This window comes from Polaribacter marinus, from assembly GCF_022662535.1.
GTDB lineage: Bacteria > Bacteroidota > Bacteroidia > Flavobacteriales > Flavobacteriaceae > Polaribacter > Polaribacter marinus.
Window position 1 is genome coordinate 49655 of record NZ_JAKQYM010000004.1, and the last position, 17162, is coordinate 66816.

The following is a 17162-nucleotide window of genomic DNA, read 5'->3' on the forward strand; positions in this document are numbered from 1 at the left end:
TATTTTCGTAAATTAAAGTATTTCAAATAAATAACTTGTTTTGAGCTTGATGTAACATTCAATCCTGGTTAAACATTTTTGTGTTTTTTAGAAAATCTCATTCAATTATTTCGTAATTATTTAAAAACTTCAACTATTTTTACCCTCCAAAAATTCAAGTGATGATTAAAAAAAACAAAGCAGAAATTACCAAATGTATTTTACATAAAGTGGCTAATAAGTTTAATAGCGGGCAAAATGTTTTTTCTGAAGATTTAATTCGTTTCGATCAAGAAAGTTACGATTTAATGAAAAGTTTTTTATTGAAACCTTTTGGGAGTTTAACGCAAAGTTATCGATTTTCTCATCACGCAGATGTTCGTTTAAACGAACTAAATAATTATGCTTCAGAAGTTTTTAAAGAAGAAAGTTCTTTTGTAGAATATTCTAAAAATATTGTAAATCATTTATTTGAACAATCTAATTCCGCACAAATAAAAACAGGGGATGTTCTTGTTGTTCTTATTGAAGGAATAGAGTATAAAGATGTATTAACAGAAGCAGTTGGGATTTTTAAAATTGAAAATAAAGTAGATTTTTTTCAAACATATTTAGATGATAATGAGAGTTTTGATGTAGTTGTTCAAAAAGGAATTTCTACAAAAAAAATAGACAAAGGGTGCTTAATTTTAAACACGTCAGATACAGAAGGAACGATCGTATTGTCTGTAGATAATAATAATTATGATGCGCAATATTGGATAAAAAATTTCTTATCTGTAAAATTAGCCGATGATTATAATTCACATACTCAAAACTATTTAGAGATGTGTAAAGAGTTTTCTGAGGAAGTAATTAAGCCAGAATTAGGAATGCACGAACAAGGAAATTTTTTAGCAAATACAGTAGATTATTTTAAAGAAAATGAAGCAGTAGATTATGCTACTTTTAAAGATGAAATATTTGAAGAAGAAAAGCACAAAGAAAAATTTGACGAATATAAAAAACACTTCGAAACTTTAAACGATGTGTTAATTAGAAATAATTTTGATGTTTCTGGTGTTGTATTAAAGAAAGAAAAAAGCAAACTTAAAACGGAGATAAAATTAGATACAAATATCAGTATAAAATTAGATGTAGATGCACCAGAAGCGGCTTCAGAATATTTAGAAAGAGGATATGATGAAGAGAAGAAAATGAAATATTATAAAGTGTATTTTAACGAAGAAAAATAAATCTAGTAAGTTTTTGTAGCTTTATAAACAAAAGAATTTGATTCTAGCAAAAGAGGTTTTTTAAAGAGTGATAAATTTTTCAACTTCAAAAAGGGTTTTGAAATGTTTTAAAATCTTTTCTTTAACTTCGGCTAAATCCACTTTTTTCCCTAACTCAGCTTCCATAGAAGTTACAGCTTTTCCTTTAATTCCACATGGAATAATATTATCAAAGTACCCTAAATTTACATTTGCATTTAAGGCAAAACCATGCATGGTTACCCAGCGAGATGAACGAATTCCCATCGCACAAATTTTACGAGCAAAAGGAGTGCCAACGTCTAGCCAAACACCCGTTTCTCCATCGCTTCTTAAGCCTTTTAAACCATATTCTGCAATGGTTAAAATAATTACCTCTTCTAAAAAACGTAAATATTTATGGATGTCTGTAAAAAAATTTTCTAAATCTAAAATCGGATATCCAACAATTTGCCCAGGACCATGATAAGTAATATCACCACCTCTATTTATTTTGTAAAATGTAGCTCCTTTTTCTTTTAGTTGATTTTCATTCAATAATAAATTACTTAAATCACCACTCTTTCCTAAGGTATACACATGCGGATGTTCTACAAATAAGAAGTGATTTTTTGTTGCTTTTTGGGTGCTATTTCTACGATTTTCAATTTTTGTATCAACAATTTCTTGTAATAATTCTGTTTGAAAATCCCAGGTTTCTTTATAATCTTTTACAGATAAGTCTTCTAAAAGTACGTTTCTATTCATAATATTTGAGTACAAAGATAATTATTTGATTATATTTGAAGACTTAATTTATAAATTTTAAGACTTAATATAATCTTTTGATATGAAACAAAAATTACAAAACTTTTTAACATTAATAGCGCTACTATTTTTTGTTGGGATAAATTCTCAATCGAAAGTATGGAAAAAGGCGAAGAGCTCTGGTGAATTTCAAGGGCATTCCATTGAAAAATTAGATGAAAATAATTCTGAAGTTATAGGATTAGATTTTACAGCATTTAAAAAACAATTAGTAAATGCACCTTTAAGAGGTGTAAATGCTAAGTCATCGGATGTTATCATTGAGCTTCCAAACGAAAAAGGAGAATTACAAGCATTTAGAGTTTTAGAAGTGCCTGTTTTTTCGCCTAGTTTATCTGCAAAATACCCAGAAATAAAATCATATGTAGGTTTTAGTACAGATAAGTTAGGGGCAATAGTAAGAATGAGTGTGTCTCCAAAAGGAGTTCAAACAATGATTTCTTATAAAAATAAGCCTACAGTATTTATGCAGCCAATACACAATGATGTTAAAAATTATGTAGTTTACAATAGACTTTCAAAAAATAATTTACCAACTGAAGATTATATTTGTTCAACAACAAATGAACTTGTAAAAGATACGGGAGTAAATAATATTACGCAAAGATCTGCAAACGATCAAACTTTACGTAAGTTTCGTTTAGTAGTATCTGTAACAGGAGAGTATACAAGTTATCACGGTGGAACTGTTGCTGGGGCATTAGCAGCTATTAATGCAACTATTACAAGAGTAAATGCTGTTTTTGAAACAGATATGGCAATTACTTTTGAAGTACAAGATTTTCCAGCTTTAATTTATACAAATGGTCTTACAGATCCGTATTCTAATGCTTCTGTGGGTACTGCTTCTTCAAATTCAAATGCTTTGATTGGTTGGGGGTTACAATTACAAAACACTTTAACTAGCAACATAAATAACTCTGATTATGATATAGGTCATTTATTTGGTGCTTCTGGAGGTGGTGGAAATGCCGGTTGTATTGGATGTGTTTGTGTAGATGATACATCTTCTACTTTTGACAAGAATAAAGGTGCTGGATTTACTTCACCTGCCGATGGTCAACCAGAAGGAGATACGTTTGATATCGATTATGTAGCTCATGAAATAGGGCATCAAATGGGAGCAAATCATACTTTTTCTCACGGTACAGAAGGTTATGGTGTAAATGTAGAACCTGGTAGTGGATCAACAATTATGGGATATGCAGGAATTACTACGAGTAATGTTCAACAACATAGTGATCCGTATTTTCATTATGCAAGTATTAAACAAATAGTAGATAATGTTGTTGATAATCGTACTTGTTGGCAAAGTAATTCTCCTGTTACGCTAGCAAATAATCCACCGGTAGTAAATGCAGGTTCAGATTATGTAATACCTAGAGGAACACCTTATGTTTTAAGAGGTTCTGCTACAGATGCAGACGGAGAAGATCAATTAATGTATACTTGGGAACAAATAGATAATGGTCAAGTTACTACTGGGCAGTTTGGCCCAACAAGAGCCGTAGGAGCGATGACTAGGTCTTTACCTCCATCAACTTCTTCTAATCGATATGTTCCTAAACTAAGTAGGGTTGTTGCAGGTCAATTAACAGAAACTAATCCAGCTTCTGGAGATGATTGGGAGACAGTATCAAATATATCTAGAGATTTAAATTTTGCATTAACTGTTAGAGATAGACAACCAACTGCTACAGGTTTAAATGGGCAAACGGCTTATGATTTAATGAAAATAACAGTTGATGACTCTGTTGGTCCATTTATGGTTACTTCACAAAACTCAAATGTTTTGTGGGATGCAGGATCTACAGAAACAGTAACTTGGGATGTTGCAGGAACTAATGCGGGTACTGTAAATGCATCAAAAGTAAATATTTTGTTATCAATCGATGGTGGGGTTACTTTTCCGTATACCTTAGCTACAGATGTTGATAATGATGGAACTCATACTTTTGTAGTCCCAGCAACTGGAGGAGGAGATACAACGCAAGCTAGAATTATTGTGGAGGCTAAAGACAATATTTTTTATGCTATGAATTCAAGTAATTTTTCAATTCAAGAATCTGAATTTGCAATAGCAGTTTCTAATCCTGAAGTTGCTGTTTGTTCACCAAATGAAGCTATTTACAATTTTACTTATAATACATTCTTAGGTTTTACAGGAACTACAACTTTTTCAGCTTCAGGTTTACCTGCAAATGCAACGGTTACTTTTAATCCTGCTACTGCTGTAAGTGATGGAACTGCTGTTACGGCAACAATATCAGGTATTGCAAATGTTGCTGTAGGGGAACATAATTTTAAAATTGTTGGTACTTCTGCAGCAATTAGTAAAGATGCAGATGTTACATTAAATATATATAATGGTTCACCTAATACTATAACCTTAACTTCTCCAGCAGATGCAAATGTAAATGAAGCTATAGCTCCAACTTTAATGTGGGATGCTGATGCTAACGCTATTTCATATGATGTAGAAGTGGCAACAGATAATGCATTTGCAAATATAGTTTCTAGTGAAAATGTAAACACAAATTCTTTTTCAGTTACTGGTTTAAATCAATCAACAACTTATTATTGGAGAGTAAAAGGAAAGAGTTTATGTGGAGATGGTGATTTTTCTTCAGTATTTAGTTTTACAACAACCAATTGTTCTGTGTGTGATTCTTCTGGAACCACTACTTATGATACAAGTACAACATTGGTTAAATTTAATACCATAGATAATGCAACTACTAAACTAGATGGTAGCTTACAAAAACAAGGGTATTTTGATTATACATCTATTTCAACTGATGTGAAATTAAATGAGACTCATGATTTAACGGTTAATGTAAATACCGATGGAAATTATAGAGTACAAGTTAAAGCTTGGATAGATTGGAACCATAACTGTAGTTTTGATGATGCTGGTGAAGAATATGATTTAGGTTTTGCAGGGAATACTTCTGATGGACCTACAGATTTAAGCCCTTTATCTATAACAATACCAGCAGGCGCTAGTTTAGGGAATACAGTTATGAGAGTTTCTAGTAGATATACATCGTCACTTACTGTAACGTATCCAACATCTTGTGAGACAGGATTTGATGGTGAAGTTGAAGATTATACGATTAATGTACAAGATGAAACAGCTTCATTAGAAGATTTTGCTTTTAGTGGTTTTAATTTATATCCTAATCCAACTAATGGAGAGTTTACACTAAATTTAGAAGTGCTAAACACAGACAAAGTAACAGTTCAATTATTTGATGTTAGAGGAAGGTTGATAGGTGAGAAAAACTATTTAAATACTAATACTAATTTCTCTGAAAATATTTCTTTTGATAAAGCTTCGGCAGGTTTGTATCTTGTTAAGATTACTAACAGAAGTAAACAGACAACAAGAAAACTTGTTATAAAGTAAGAAGAAATTTAATAAAAAATAAAAGCCTCATTAAAATATTTTAATGAGGCTTTTATTATGGAAGATTCTTTAAAGAAAAAAAGAGGTTTGTTTTTTAAGATTAAATCTTATCCTAAGAAAGGATATTTATAATCTTGTGGAGTAACAAATGTTTCTTTTATTAAACGAACAGATGTCCAACGTAATAAGTTTTGCGCAGAACCCGCTTTGTCATTTGTACCAGAAGCTCTTGCTCCTCCAAATGGTTGCTGACCTACAACAGCTCCTGTTGGTTTGTCGTTAATATAAAAGTTTCCTGCAGCATTTTCTAAGGCTTTAGAGGCTTTTTCTACAATATATCTATCTGTAGAAAAAATAGCTCCTGTTAAAGCATACTCAGTAGATTCATCAACTAATTTTAAGGATGCTTCCCATTCCGCATCTTCATAAACATATATGGTCATTACAGGTCCAAACAACTCTGTTGTCATTGTAGCAAATGTTGGTGTTTTTGCTAAAATTACTGTCGGTTCAATAAAATAACCAACAGATTTGTCGTAGCCACCACCAATAATTACTTCTGCATTTTCATCCGCTTTAGCGGCATCAATATATTTAGCTATTTTATCAAAAGAGCCTTCATGAATTACAGCGTTTACAAAGTTTGATGGATCTTCTGGTGAACCCATTTTTAGTTCTGATGTTTGTGCAATTAAATGTTTTTTCACATCTTTCCAAATTGAAGCAGGAATATAAGAACGTGAAGCTGCAGAACATTTTTGACCTTGATATTCAAAAGCTCCTCTTGTAATTGCGGTGGCAACTTGCAAAGGATTTGATGAATTATGTGCCCAAATAAAATCTTTACCACCTGTTTCTCCAACAATTCTAGGATAGGTTTTATAGGTATGAATATTTGTACCAATTTGTTGCCATAAGTTTTTGAATACATGAGTAGAACCTGTAAAGTGTAATCCAGAGAAATCTGCAGAAGCTAAAACAGTATCTGTAATCATAACAGGGTCTCCGTAAACAACGTTAATTACACCATCTGGTAAGCCTGCTTCTTTAAATAAATCTACAATTACTTGTGCAGAATACGCCTGATGATCAGAAGGTTTCCAAACAACTACATTACCCATTAAAGCTGCTGCTGCAGGCAAATTTGCTGCAATAGAAGTAAAGTTAAAAGGTGTAATTGCATATACAAATCCTTCTAAAGGTCTGTACTCAACTCTGTTCCAAATTCCTGGTGCAGATGCTGGTTGATCTTTAAATATATCAGTCATATACTCTACATTAAATCGGAAGAAATCTATCATTTCACAAGCAGCATCAATTTCTGCTTGATTTACGTTTTTAGACTGTGCAATCATGGTTGCAGCATTCATTTTTGCTCTATAAGGCCCTGCTAACAACTCTGCAGCTTTTAAAAAGATAGAAGCTCTTTCCATCCAACTTACGTTAGACCAAGCTTCTCTTGCCGCTAAAGCTGTAGATATTGCGGTGTCTACGTGTGTTTTGTCTGCTGTATGATATTGACCAACAATATGCTTGTGATCATGAGGAGGTGTAATGTTTTTTGTGTTTCCTGTTCTAACTTCTTCTCCATTGATATGCATTGGCACATCAATATTGCTGTTAAACATTTTTTTGTAAGTTGCTAATAACTCTTCTCTCTCTGGAGATCCTGGAGCGTAACCTTTTACGGGTTCGTTTACTGCTTTTGGAACGTTAAAAAATCCTCTTGCCATTGTGTATGTTTTTAAGTTTTAATCGACTAATTTTAAAGTGCAAAGTTACAATTTTTATCAATCGATTTCGTAATTTTGAAAACCAATTTTATCTAAAAATTAATGTGTACAGTTAGCTTTCTTCCCTTAGGAAATAATGATTTTATTTTAACATCTAATAGAGATGAAACTCCCTTACGAAAAACTATTCCGCCTAAAGAATATCTCGAAAATGGTGTGAGATTAGTGTATCCTAAAGATGAGTTAGCAGGTGGTACTTGGATTGGGTTGAGTGATAAAAACAGGTTAGTTTGTTTGTTAAATGGAGGTTTTACGAAACATCAAAGAGAAGGATCTTATAGAATGAGTAGAGGTGTTATTGTTAAAAAAATACTTTCCGATTCTAATGCCGTAGCCTTTATTCACAAATTTGATTTTAAAGATATAGAGCCTTTTACCTTGGTTTTAGTGGATTGGGAAAATCAATTAGAAACTTATGAATTGATTTGGGATGGAGTAAAAAAACATTTTACAAAACTCTTACAAGAACCTAAAATTTGGTCCTCTTCTACATTGTATTCTGACGTAATGAAAGAAGATAGAGGAAAGTGGTTTGAAGATTGGTTGAATGAAAATTCAGAATTCCATCAACAAAAAATATTAGCGTTTCATCAAAATGAAAACTTAGGTACTACAGAAACTTCCTTAAAAATGAGACGTCCATTAGTAGAAACAGTTAGTATAACTTCAGTAAAAAAAGAAAATACAGAATTATCCTTAGAGTATTTAGATTTTTTAGATAGGGCTAATAAAGTGCAAATGAAATTAAAAACACAATGGTAACTCCAATAGAGGAGATAATTAGATAGGCAATATTTAGCATGCAAAATTTTATAAATGTTTTAAAATATCCTTGCTGATAAAACTTGCGCATGGCTATAAGTAAATAGACTAAAAAGAGAACAACAAAAATCCATATTTCTGGATTTAGGTTAAAGAGTTCTAATAAGAAGTAGATGGATAAAAGCATGAAAAATACGGTTTGTGTGTGAAAAACAAACACTAGATGGTCTACATATGTATATTTTTTTCTGATGTAGAAAAACTTTAAAAACAAGGTAAAAAAGGGTAAGAAAAGAAATAAAGCTACCGAACCATATGAAAGTAATTGATTTAAAAATTGCTCTCTGGCGTCTTTTTTAATAAATGTATTTGCAACTTTTGCTCTACTATATAAAAATCGATTAAAAAAAGTTTTTTCGTATTTTAAACTATCTAAGCCTCTGTCGATTTCTATGTCGGGGTATTTTTTTTGAAATGAAATAAAATGATCTAACCTTGTTCCTTCTCCAAAGCTTATGATTCCAGTTTTTTTGTTTTTAGTACTGTCTTTTGCGTTTTCTGCAATTTGATTTACAATTTCGTTTCTTTTTAAAGAATCAATGGGAATCCAAGAGTTTTTTAACTCGGTGTTTACTACATTTTTTAAAGAATCAATATTTACTTCTTTTTTGTTACTTCTATCATTATTAACAGTTCTTGCTTCTTTATTAAAGTCTCCATTTTTAAGTTCTTTAAATTTGTCAATACTTTTAGAAATACCTAATATTAAAAAGAAGATAATAGAAACAGTAAGGTAAAAACGGAAAGGATTAGAATAACGCTGTCTTTTGCCTTCAATATAGTTTCTAGAAACAACTCCAGGTTTTATTAAAAGTGGAATAATTGTCCTCCAAAACTTTGCGTCAAAATTGAATAAACCGTTAAATACTTCGTGAATAAAACTAAGAAAAGTTATTTTATTTCCTTTGTTTTCTTGCCCACAATCTGGACAAAATTTTTCATGTCCGTTAAACGGATAACCACAGTTTAAACATTCTGGGTCTTTTATTTTTGATAACTTCTTTTTAGATCTTATTAGTTTGATAATATTGGAGTTGTTAGTTGAAAAGTAGGAATTATAACTTTAAATTGTTCAAAAGTATCGAGGTTAATCATTGTGTAAAATCCTTTCATTGCCCCAATGTTAGATTCTAAAAAACAACCAGAACTATAAGAGTAAACATCATTAGGTTTTAATGTTGGTGTTTGTCCAATAACGCCTTCTCCACTAACAATTTCAGTTTGGTTTAAAGAATCGAAAATTTTCCAAAACCTATCTGTTAATTTTACGGTTTCAGAAGATTTATTTTCAATGGTGATAAAGTATGCAAATACATAATACAGTTTATGATTGCTGTAATTTGTACCGTTGTATTTTGTTTTAACGGATATTTTGATCCCTTTTGTAATTTGTTGTACCATTAAAGGTAAATGTAGGTTTTTTGTGTAATAAACACAAATCAAATTTTGTTTTATCTATTTTGATTGAAGAAGCCTGATCCTACACCTACAACACGTTCAAAGAAACTGCCAAATGGTTTGTAGTAAACAATCACTGTATATTCATTTTCAGTTTCATCAAAAGTACCATTAACTTCATTTGTATTTACAATTCCGTCTTTCCCAACGGTTGCAAATGTGTAGTTATAAAAACCTTGTTTTAGAAGGATGCTTCCTTTGTAGGCTTTTTCTAAAGGATCATAATTCATTCGGTTTTCATCTGTTATCTCAAAGTTGTTAAAAGCTCCAAAAACATAAATCTCTTTTTCTTTAAAAGGTTCATCAACCAAAACAGTAAAATGCATCATTGCATAATCTGCTTCTGTGTTTGCATCTTCGGCTTCTAAAGTTCTGATGATAAATTGACCATTGATATCTGGATTGTATTTATATTCTCTGTATTCATTATATGTAAAAGGATATATATAATGATGAAAAACATCTTTCTTTTCTACCTTTACGATGTTTAAACTGTTGTTTCTAATAAACTTACTGTCAAAATTAAAATACTCATTTCCTCCCCAAAAATTAGTTTTATTTGTGTAGGTATACTGTAGTTGATTGGGTTTGTAAAAAGTAGGTTTTAAATTGGTTATTTTTTCTTTCCAATTGTTGTTTTTTAAAACAACAACATTTATTTCTTGACCAGGGTTGTTGATTTTTATTCTTGGGTGATTTACAGAAAACTGAATGGTTTGTTGTGTATTGATGGTTTTTGTGTTTCTGCTTCTAGATACAGAAACTCCAATTGTAGTTATGTTTTCATATAAAACAAAACGTCTTGTAAAAATAACTTCGTCATCGTCATTTAAAACTGATAAAAGATAATTTCCACTTTTATTAATTACGGTGTTTGTATTGGGTATTTTAACTGAGTAATGTGTATAATTCTGTAAAGTGTTAAAAGAATTACTTACATCTATGATGGTGTTTTGATCAAAACCATCGATGTATTGGCTCGATAATAATCTGCTTGATTTCCAATCATGAGTCATGTGCTCAATTTTATATTGGTAATCTTTGCTGTCGGCATCTAAATCGTCAAAAGATAATTCTAAAACAGTCCCTAAAGGAACAATGGTAGAAAAATTGTTTTCTTGTAAAGGTTTTAATTGAATTGATTTTATAACCTGTGCATTAATAGAGGTAAAAAAAATTAATAAAAACAAGCTTATTTTATGAGTCATAAAGTGATTATAGTTCTTTGTAAAAATAGTGAATTTTAAACATTTAATTACTGTGCAAAAATTGTTCCTTTTTTAAAGAGAATGTTAAAATTAATGAACAAATTAAAAAGCAAAAAGGTTTTGATAATGTAATTATTTAGAATAATTATAAATAAGAATCTTTAACTAAGATAAAAGTTAAATTATATCTAAGATAATTAGCAAAAACCCTAAATTTGCATGATTTTTTTAAGATAACTAACAATTCCAAATTACTATGTCAAAAGACATTCGTATTAAAAAAGGCTTAGATATTAAGCTTGTTGGCGCCGCAGAAAAAACAACTACAACTATTTCTTTAAGTAGTTTTTATGCAGTTAGGCCAGAAGACTTTCACGGAATTACACCTAAACTTATTGCCAGAGAAGGTACTGAAGTAAAAGCAGGAGAAGCACTTTTTTATTCAAAAAGTGACGAACGTATTTTGTTTCCTAGCCCAGTTTCTGGTAAAGTAGTAGAGATTGTCCGTGGAGCAAGGAGAAAAGTATTAGCAATGAAAATTGCAGCAGACTCAACACAAGAATATAAAGATTTCGGAACTAAAGATGCAGCAAAAATGTCTGCAGAAGAAGTTAAGGAATATTTATTTGCTTCTGGTTGTTGGCCATTTGTAAAACAACGTCCTTATGATGTTATTGCAAATCCAAATCAAGCTCCAAAAGCTATTTTTGTTTCTGCTTATGCAAGTGCACCTTTAGCAGCAGATTTAGATTTTACCTTGGCGGGTAAAGATGCAGAATTGCAAGCAGCAATTACTGCAATCTCTAAATTAACTGAAGGGAAGGTACACGTTTCTGTAGGAGCAAATTCAAATTCTCCATTATCAAGTTTATCAGGTGTAGATATTCATAAAGTATCAGGCCCACATCCATCAGGTAATGTTGGAACTCAAATTGCAAAAATTGATCCTCTTAATAAAGGTGAAGTTGTATGGGTTTTAACTCCTCAAGATTTAGTGGTTATAGGAGCGCTTTTCTTAACAGGAAAACTAAACTTAACAAGAACTATTGCTTTAACAGGATCTAAATTTAGCAAACCTCAATATGTAACTGCTATTGCAGGAGCAATGATTGCAGATGTAACAGCTAAAAATTTAGAAAATGATAATACAAGAATCATCAGCGGAAACGTACTTTCTGGAAAGGAAGTAAAAGAAGATGGTTTCTTAGGGTATTATGACAATCAAATAACTGCAATTCCAGAAGGAGATGATTATGAGTTGTTTGGGTGGAATAAACCTGTTTTTAATAAAATTTCTACATCAAGAGCATTTACTTTTTCTTGGTTAACACCAAAGAAAAAATACGATCTAAACACAAATACAAATGGTGAACATAGAGCTTTTGTTGTAACAGGGGCTTATGAGCAAGTATTTCCTTTAGATATTTATCCAATGCAATTATTAAAAGCATTTATGTATAAAGATTTAGATGAAATGGAAGCTTTAGGAGGTTATGAAATAGCTCCAGAAGATTTTGCACTAACAGAATTTATTTGTGTTTCTAAACAGCCTCACCAAAAGATAATTCGTGAAGGTTTAGATTTAATGAGAGAAGAATTAGGATAAGATTATGGGCTTAAAACAAAATTTACATAATTTAAAAGAAAAATATAAAGGAACCAAAATGGCACCTGCGTTTAACGCAATCCATACCTTTTTATATTTACCAAATGAAGTTACTCACGGAGGAACTCATATTAAAGCAGCAGATGATTTAAAGCGTACAATGAATATTGTAATTATGGCTTTAATTCCTTGTTTGATTTTTGGAATGTTCAATGCAGGTTATCAGCATTATGCAGCTATAGATGGCTCTTTAAGAGCTGCGCCTTTAGCTAACTTTTTTACTTTAGATAATCTTTGGATTGGAGTTATAAAAGTATTACCATTAGTAATCGTTTCTTATGGAATTGGTCTTTTAGTAGAATTTATTTTCGCTGTAATAAAAGGGCATGAAGTAGAAGAAGGTTACTTAGTAACAGGAATGTTAGTTCCGTTAATTGTACCTGTAGATACTCCTTTATGGATGTTAGCTGTTGCAGTTGTTTTTGGAGTTGTAATTGGTAAAGAAGTTTTTGGAGGAACTGGAATGAATATTTTAAACCCTGCATTAACTATTAGAGCTTTCTTATTCTTTGCGTATCCTACTTGGATGTCTGGAGATAAAGTTTGGGTATATGACGCTGTTAATAAAGCAGGAACTGCAGATGCAATATCTGGAGAAACTATTTTAGGAAGTTATGCTCAAAACCACGAAGTTGTTTATACTCTTTGGGATAAATTCTTCGGATTTATACCTGGTTCTATAGGAGAAACATCAACGTTTTTAATCCTTTTAGGGGCTGCCTTTTTAATTTTTACAAAAATTGGAAGTTGGAGAATTATACTTTCAACATTCTTAGGAGCGGCAGTAATGGGGTTTATTTTTAATCAAATTGTTGCAGCAGATATTATTACAGAATCTAGTAAGTTTTACGGACTGATGAATACTGTTTGGTATGAACACTTATTAATTGGTGGTTTAGCATTTGGAGCCGTATTTATGGCAACAGATCCTGTAACAGCAGCACAAACAAATAAAGGAAAATGGATTTACGGTTTCTTAGCTGGTTTTTTAGCGATTATGATTCGTGTATTTAATCCTGCATATCCAGAAGGAGTAATGCTAGCAATATTGTTGATGAATGTTTTTGCACCAACTATAGACCATTATGTAGTTCAAGGAAACATAAAGAAAAGATTAAAACGTACTAAAGTTAAAACTGCCTAATTATGAGTAAGAGAACAGATAGTAATGTATATACAATAGTTTTTGCTGTTGTAATGGTATTAGTTGTAGGAACATTGTTAGCAACGGTTTTCTCATTGACAAAACCAACGATTACAACCAATCAAAAAATAGAAAAGCAACAAAACATCTTATATGCAATGGGTGTTAATGATAATGATGAAACAAGTGCAAATTTTGTTTCAACTAAAGTTGCGCAAGAAGAGTTTTCTAAATACATCAAAAAACAACTAGTTATTGAAGGGGATAAAGTTACCGAAAATGACAAAGCTTATTTAATTGATGTTAAAAAAGAACAATCAAAAGCAAAAGAAGGAAAAACAAGACGTTTAGCTCTTTTTATTGGAGAAAAAGATGGAAAAACATTTTATGTGGCTCCTATAAGAGGTAAAGGTTTATGGGATGCAATCTGGGGATATGTTTCTATGGACAAAAACATGATTGTACAAGGTGCATATTTTGATCATAAAGGAGAAACACCAGGTTTAGGAGCAAATATTAAACAACGTTTTTTTATGGACGATTTTATTGGCGAACACTTATTAGATGATAAAGGAAATTTTGCAGGAATAACTGTAGCCAAAGGAAATAACGATCCAAAGAACGAAGATAAGATAGATAATGAGGTTGATGCAATTGCTGGAGCAACCATTACAGGTAACGGAGTATCTGCAATGATTAAATCAGACTTAAAGCTTTATATACCTTATTTTAAAACTTTAAAAAAATAATTTATGGGACTTTTATCAAAAAAAGACGCAGCATTAATCACAGACCCGTTAGCAGATAATAACCCTATTACGATTCAAGTATTAGGTATTTGTTCTGCATTAGCAATTACAGCAGAATTAAAAGCATCAATTGTTATGGCATTGTCTGTAATGGCGGTATTAGCTATTGGTAATGTGGTAATTTCTTTAATGCGTAACATTATTCCTTCTAAAATTAGAATTATTGTACAACTAATTGTCGTTGCTGCTTTAGTAATAATTGTAGATTTAGTATTAAAAGCATTTGCTTATGAACTCAGTAAAACATTATCTGTTTTTGTAGGTTTAATTATTACGAATTGTATTATCATGGGACGTTTTGAGGCTTTTGCCTTAGCCAATGGGCCTTGGAGATCTTTCTTAGACGGAATTGGAAATGCTGCAGGATACGGTTTAATCTTAATAATTGTAGGTTTCTTTAGAGAACTTTTGGGATCTGGAACTTTATTAGGATTTAAAGTTTTAGGTGATCCAATTGAAAAAACAGGATTGTATGCAATGGGATACGAAAATAACGGATTTATGTTATTGTCTCCAATGGCATTAATTGTTGTAGGAATTATTATCTGGATTCAACGTAGTAAAAATACATCATTAATAGAAGAGAACTAAAAACCAATTGTCAGTGTTCACTTATCAATGAATAAAACATTGAAAATTGACTACTGATAACTGATAATTGAAAAAAATATGGAACATATAGAATTATTTTTCAAATCGATATTTATAGACAACATGGTGTTTGCAACCTTTTTAGGGATGTGTTCTTACCTTGCTGTATCTAAAAAAGTGTCTACTGCCGTAGGATTAGGAGCTGCTGTAATATTTGTGTTAGCAGTAACTGTACCTTTAAACTGGTTATTAGATCAATATATTTTAAAAGAAGGTGCTTTGGTTTGGCTAGATGCTAAATATGGAGTGGACGGAGCAGAAACCTTAGATTTAAGTTTCTTATCATTTATCATGTTTATTGCAACAATTGCAACCATGGTACAATTGGTAGAAATTATTGTTGAAAAGTTTTCACCATCATTATACAATTCTTTAGGGATTTTCTTACCCTTAATTGCTGTAAACTGTGCTATTTTAGGAGGAAGTTTATTTATGCAATCAAGAGAGATTCCTTCTTTAGGATTGGCTTTAACTTATGGAGTAGGATCTGGAATCGGTTGGTTTTTAGCAATTTTAGCAATTGCAGCTATTCGTGAAAAAATTAGATACTCAAGTGTTCCTCCTGCTTTAAGAGGTTTAGGAATTACGTTTATCATTACAGGTTTAATGGCAATTGGTTTTATGAGCTTTGGTGGAATGTTAACGGGTGGTGATGAAAAGAAAGAAGAGGCTCCAAAAGTAGAAGCAAAAGCTGATAAAAAAGACCTTTTAAAGAAAGAAGATGCTAAAGAAATTGTAGCAGAAAATACTAAAATAAATAAGTAGTAAAATGATATTAGCAGCAGGTACAACAGGAACTATTATTGCAACAGTAACAGCTTTTTTATTAATAACTCTTTTATTAGTAGCATTATTATTATTTGTAAAACAAAAATTATCTCCTTCTGGTCCAGTAACTATTACCATCAATGGAGAAAAGAAAATTGAAGTAGGTTCTGGTAGCTCACTTTTAACAACTTTAGGAAACGAGAAAATATTTTTACCATCTGCTTGTGGTGGTGGGGGTTCTTGTATTCAATGTGAATGTCATGTTTTAGAAGGTGGAGGAGAAGCTCTACCAACTGAAGTACCTCATTTTACAAAGAAAGAATTAAAAGAAGGAATTCGTTTAGCATGTCAGGTTAAAGTAAAACAAGACATGAATATTACAATTCCTGAAGAAGTTTTCGGAATTAAAAAATGGGATGCAGTAGTTGTAAGAAATTATAATGTAGCTTCTTTTATTAAAGAATTTGTGGTAGAGATTCCTGAAGATATGGGATACAAAGCTGGTGGTTATATTCAAATTGAAATTCCTCCTTGTGAAGTTAAATATTCAGAGATGGATATTACAGCACACCCAGAAGAACACGAAACTCCAGACAAATTTGAGGCTGAATGGGATAAGTTTAAACTGCGTCCTTTAGTGATGAAAAATACAGAAACTATAGAAAGAGCATACTCTATGGCTTCTTATCCTGCAGAAGGAAGAGAAATTATGTTAAATGTACGTATTGCTACACCTCCTTTTGATAGAGCTAAAGGTGGATGGATGGATGTAAATCCTGGAATAGCATCTTCGTATATCTTTAACTTAAAGAAAGGTGATAAATGTGTGATTTCTGGTCCTTATGGAGAATTCTTTATAAATGAATCTGAAGCAGAAATGTTATATGTAGGTGGTGGAGCAGGTATGGCGCCAATGCGTTCTCACTTATATCACTTATTCAGAACCTTAAAAACAGGTAGAAAAGTTTCTTATTGGTATGGAGGACGTTCTAAGGCAGAATTGTTTTATATTGAACACTTTAGAGCTTTAGAAAAAGATTTTCCAAACTTTAAATTCTATATTGCTTTATCAGATCCTTTAGAGTCTGATAATTGGAAAGTAAAGAAAGATATTAACGATGAGTCTGGAGATGGATTTGTAGGTTTTATTCATAATTGTGTAATAGAAAACTATTTAAATCACCATGAATCACCGGAAGATTTAGAATTGTATTTCTGTGGACCACCATTAATGAACAAGGCTGTTCAAAAAATGGGAGAAGATTTTGGTCTTTCAGATGAAAATATCCGTTTTGATGATTTTGGAGGGTAATTCTTTTATCATTTCGAACGTATGTGAGAAATCTTAAATTATAAAAATAAAAAAACCGATTCAGAAATGAATCGGTTTTTTTG

At 31.4% G+C, this 17162-nt stretch carries 14 protein-coding genes; 9 read left to right on the top strand and 5 right to left on the bottom strand.

Annotation, left to right across the window (positions count from 1 at the left end; translation table 11 throughout):
- Positions 1-161 precede the first annotated feature (161 nt).
- The gene (locus MC378_RS06875; protein WP_242178018.1) at positions 162-1214 is read left to right on the top strand and encodes a nucleoid-associated protein; all 1053 of its coding nucleotides are present in this window, start codon (positions 162-164) and stop codon (positions 1212-1214) included.
- 60 nt (positions 1215-1274) lie between these two features.
- On the opposite strand, the gene lipB is transcribed toward MC378_RS06875, so the two are convergent.
- Complete coding sequence (lipB, locus tag MC378_RS06880) at positions 1275-1979, bottom strand: lipoyl(octanoyl) transferase LipB (protein WP_242178019.1); 705 nt, start codon at positions 1977-1979, stop codon at positions 1275-1277.
- Between the two features lie 82 nt (positions 1980-2061).
- On the opposite strand from lipB, the gene MC378_RS06885 reads away from it, so the two are divergent.
- A complete protein-coding gene (locus tag MC378_RS06885) occupies positions 2062-5448 on the top strand; it encodes a reprolysin-like metallopeptidase (protein ID WP_242178020.1) in 3387 nt (1128 codons plus the stop codon).
- A gap of 107 nt (positions 5449-5555) precedes the next feature.
- Here the strand turns inward: MC378_RS06885 and pruA are convergent, their stop codons facing one another.
- Positions 5556-7181, bottom strand: a complete 1626-nt coding sequence (gene pruA / locus MC378_RS06890; RefSeq protein WP_242178021.1) for an L-glutamate gamma-semialdehyde dehydrogenase — start codon at positions 7179-7181, stop codon at positions 5556-5558.
- Between the two features lie 102 nt (positions 7182-7283).
- Here pruA and MC378_RS06895 point away from each other — a divergent pair, with 102 nt between their 5' ends.
- Positions 7284-8003 carry an NRDE family protein gene (locus tag MC378_RS06895; protein ID WP_242178022.1) on the top strand — a complete coding sequence of 240 codons (720 nt, stop codon included), beginning with the start codon at positions 7284-7286 and terminating at the stop codon, positions 8001-8003.
- On the opposite strand, the gene MC378_RS15450 is transcribed toward MC378_RS06895, so the two are convergent.
- The 3 genes from MC378_RS15450 to MC378_RS06905 are packed head-to-tail and all read right to left on the bottom strand — an operon-like array spanning position 7966 to position 10729.
- On the bottom strand, positions 7966-9090 hold the full coding sequence (locus MC378_RS15450; RefSeq protein ID WP_420851004.1) for a DUF3667 domain-containing protein: 1125 nt from the start codon (positions 9088-9090) through the stop codon (positions 7966-7968). The two genes, MC378_RS06895 and MC378_RS15450, sit on opposite strands and share 38 nt — an antisense overlap.
- Positions 9078-9464 (bottom strand): Co2+/Mg2+ efflux protein ApaG, encoded by a 387-nt coding sequence (apaG, locus tag MC378_RS06900; RefSeq protein WP_242178023.1) that lies wholly within the window; start codon positions 9462-9464, stop codon positions 9078-9080. The genes MC378_RS15450 and apaG overlap by 13 nt, the downstream gene beginning before the upstream one ends.
- 50 nt (positions 9465-9514) lie before the next feature.
- Positions 9515-10729 (bottom strand): type IX secretion system plug protein, encoded by a 1215-nt coding sequence (locus MC378_RS06905; protein ID WP_242178024.1) that lies wholly within the window; start codon positions 10727-10729, stop codon positions 9515-9517.
- 256 nt (positions 10730-10985) lie between these two features.
- Between MC378_RS06905 and MC378_RS06910 the strand changes: the two genes are divergently transcribed.
- From MC378_RS06910 to nqrF, 6 genes are all read left to right on the top strand, one after another.
- Entirely contained in the window at positions 10986-12335 is a 1350-nt protein-coding gene (locus tag MC378_RS06910) for a Na(+)-translocating NADH-quinone reductase subunit A (protein ID WP_242178025.1), read from the top strand.
- Positions 12336-12339: 4 nt separating this feature from the next.
- Positions 12340-13539, top strand: a complete 1200-nt coding sequence (locus MC378_RS06915; RefSeq protein ID WP_242178026.1) for an NADH:ubiquinone reductase (Na(+)-transporting) subunit B — start codon at positions 12340-12342, stop codon at positions 13537-13539.
- Positions 13540-13541: 2 nt separating this feature from the next.
- Positions 13542-14288 (top strand): Na(+)-translocating NADH-quinone reductase subunit C, encoded by a 747-nt coding sequence (locus tag MC378_RS06920; protein ID WP_242178027.1) that lies wholly within the window; start codon positions 13542-13544, stop codon positions 14286-14288.
- A gap of 3 nt (positions 14289-14291) precedes the next feature.
- A complete protein-coding gene (locus MC378_RS06925) occupies positions 14292-14939 on the top strand; it encodes an NADH:ubiquinone reductase (Na(+)-transporting) subunit D (protein WP_242178028.1) in 648 nt (215 codons plus the stop codon).
- A 78-nt stretch (positions 14940-15017) separates the two neighbouring features.
- On the top strand, positions 15018-15764 hold the full coding sequence (nqrE, locus tag MC378_RS06930) for an NADH:ubiquinone reductase (Na(+)-transporting) subunit E (protein ID WP_242178029.1): 747 nt from the start codon (positions 15018-15020) through the stop codon (positions 15762-15764).
- Between the two features lie 4 nt (positions 15765-15768).
- Complete coding sequence (gene nqrF, locus MC378_RS06935; RefSeq protein ID WP_242178030.1) at positions 15769-17079, top strand: NADH:ubiquinone reductase (Na(+)-transporting) subunit F; 1311 nt, start codon at positions 15769-15771, stop codon at positions 17077-17079.
- Positions 17080-17162: the final 83 nt, after the last annotated feature.

Coding starts and splice junctions, on each gene's coding strand:
- MC378_RS06915 (WP_242178026.1), top strand. CDS start 12,340: ATGGGCTTAAAACAAAATTTACATAATTTAAAAGAAAAATATAAAGGA.
- MC378_RS06885 (WP_242178020.1), top strand. CDS start 2,062: ATGAAACAAAAATTACAAAACTTTTTAACATTAATAGCGCTACTATTT.
- MC378_RS06910 (WP_242178025.1), top strand. CDS start 10,986: ATGTCAAAAGACATTCGTATTAAAAAAGGCTTAGATATTAAGCTTGTT.
- MC378_RS06905 (WP_242178024.1), bottom strand. CDS start 10,729: ATGACTCATAAAATAAGCTTGTTTTTATTAATTTTTTTTACCTCTATT.
- MC378_RS06925 (WP_242178028.1), top strand. CDS start 14,292: ATGGGACTTTTATCAAAAAAAGACGCAGCATTAATCACAGACCCGTTA.
- MC378_RS06875 (WP_242178018.1), top strand. CDS start 162: ATGATTAAAAAAAACAAAGCAGAAATTACCAAATGTATTTTACATAAA.
- MC378_RS06920 (WP_242178027.1), top strand. CDS start 13,542: ATGAGTAAGAGAACAGATAGTAATGTATATACAATAGTTTTTGCTGTT.
- MC378_RS06895 (WP_242178022.1), top strand. CDS start 7,284: ATGTGTACAGTTAGCTTTCTTCCCTTAGGAAATAATGATTTTATTTTA.
- pruA (WP_242178021.1), bottom strand. CDS start 7,181: ATGGCAAGAGGATTTTTTAACGTTCCAAAAGCAGTAAACGAACCCGTA.
- apaG (WP_242178023.1), bottom strand. CDS start 9,464: ATGGTACAACAAATTACAAAAGGGATCAAAATATCCGTTAAAACAAAA.
- nqrF (WP_242178030.1), top strand. CDS start 15,769: ATGATATTAGCAGCAGGTACAACAGGAACTATTATTGCAACAGTAACA.
- nqrE (WP_242178029.1), top strand. CDS start 15,018: ATGGAACATATAGAATTATTTTTCAAATCGATATTTATAGACAACATG.
- lipB (WP_242178019.1), bottom strand. CDS start 1,979: ATGAATAGAAACGTACTTTTAGAAGACTTATCTGTAAAAGATTATAAA.